The sequence below is a fragment of the Streptomyces sp. NPDC059567 genome (assembly GCF_042735655.1).
GTDB lineage: Bacteria > Actinomycetota > Actinomycetes > Streptomycetales > Streptomycetaceae > Streptomyces.
On the sequence record NZ_JBHWBS010000017.1, the window covers coordinates 8,276 to 10,008 of the forward strand.

General features: G+C 72.2%; 1 protein-coding gene. It reads right to left on the minus strand.

Annotated elements, in window-relative coordinates; all coding sequences use genetic code 11:
• Nucleotides 1–144 precede the first annotated feature (144 nt).
• On the minus strand, nucleotides 145–1,605 hold the full coding sequence (locus tag ACFVZW_RS11130; protein WP_384519626.1) for a ricin-type beta-trefoil lectin domain protein: 1,461 nt from the start codon (nucleotides 1,603–1,605) through the stop codon (nucleotides 145–147).
• Nucleotides 1,606–1,733 lie beyond the last annotated feature (128 nt).

The following is a 1,733-nucleotide window of genomic DNA, read 5'->3' on the forward strand; positions in this document are numbered from 1 at the left end:
TGTCGGTGTGGGGGGGTGTGGCGGCGCGGGGGGGTGGGAGGCGGGAGGGGCCCGTTGGGGCGCGCGTCGGGCGCGGCGGGGGGGCGCCCCCCCCCCCCCCCCCGCGGCGCCCCCCCCCCGGCCGCAGTCACAGCCCGAAGGCCCCTACACGAACCGCTGTCCCGCCGACCCGTCGCAGCTCTGCAAGCGGATCGGCTGGCGCGCCGCCGACTGCGTCAGGCACAGGCCCGTCGCCGCGGCCGGCCTGATCGTCGCCCCGTCCCGCACGAACTTCTGGTTCGCCGTGCCCGAGCAGTTCCAGACGATCATTCCCGTCCCCGCCTGGTATTTGGCCGCCGGCACGTCCAGGCACCGGTCCTGGGTCAGTTCCGTGTGGACGGTCTGGCGTGCGGGGTCGTACCACCAGCCCTGGTTGCGGCCGCCGTGGCAGTCCCAGCCGAGCACGGCGGTGCCGTTCCTCGACGTGGCCGCGTCGACGTCCACGCAGTTCCCCGTCGCCTGGTTCTTCAGCGGCTTGTAGGCGTCGTCCCAGGCGTACGGGACGAGGGTCGGGGTCCCCGACGAGTTCACGTCCGCGCAACTAGCCTCACGCAGACCCGAGTTGTAGATCTGCGTCAGGCAGGAGGCGAACGCCGCGTGGCCGCGCGCGTTGGGGTGGAAGGACTGCCGGACGGAGTTCTCGTCCGGGGGGCCGGGCTTGGAGAGGTCGATGTACAGGCCCCTCGCCCAGGGGTCCTCCATGCAGACCTCGTGGCCGTGGAAGAGCCGCGAGTTGTCGAGGTAGGTCACCCCGGTACTGGCCGCCGCCCTGCGCATCCCGCGCTCGAAGGCCGGCACCGCGGTGTTCCGGCCCCAGACGGTGTCGGAGTCGTAGCCGAGCCCGCCACAGGAGAGCTTGCCGGGGAAGTTCGGGTTGTCGTGGAAGTCCGGGCCGATGGGGCTCGGGTAGCCCATGACGACGAGCTTGTAGTCGCCGTCGGCGTACCCGGCGTCGCGCATCACGGTCTTCAGGTCGCGTACGGTCTGCTCGACCTTGGGCACGAGTCCGTCGACGCGGGCCTGCCAGCCGGGGGCGTACTTGGGCTCGCAGGCGCCCTGCAGGGTCAGGTACCGCGTGACGCAGTCGGTCATCACCGGGCCGAACTGCAGGTCGTCGTTGGCGCCCGCCACCAGCAGCACCATCTTGATCCGGGTGTTGCGGGCCTTGATGGCGAGGTTGTCGCTCTGGACGAGTTCGTCGGCGTACTGCTTCGATCCGCCGATCCTGATGTTGCCGCTGTAGGCGCCGGAGCAGGACACGTTGAACGTGAGGTCCGCGGGGATTCCGGTGCGGTGGACGGCGGCGTCGGGCGAGCGGTGGCACCAGTTGGTCGGCCCGTTGGTCGGCGGCTCGTAGGTGCCGACGCCCTCGCCGGAGATCTCGCTGTCGCCGAGCGAGATCAGGCCGGTCTTGCGCTGGGCGAGCGGTCGCTCCTCGGGGCTGCCGTAGATCTTGGTGGCCTCGGCCGCGCGGATGGCCTCCAGCTCGGGCGAGAGGGGTACGGACGCCGCCGTACGGGTGCCCGTTCCGGTGTCGGCCGCGCCGGCGGGGGCTGCGGCTGCCATGGTGCCGAGGGCCGCGGCGGCGGGGGGCGGGGGCGGGCGGGGGCCCCGGGGGGGGGTTGCCGGTGGGTTTTAAAAAAAAACCCGAGCGCCCCCTTGGGGGGTGTTTTTATAGGGGGTGGGGGGGTGGC

Coding starts and splice junctions, on each gene's coding strand:
- ACFVZW_RS11130 (WP_384519626.1), bottom strand. CDS start 1,605: ATGGCAGCCGCAGCCCCCGCCGGCGCGGCCGACACCGGAACGGGCACC.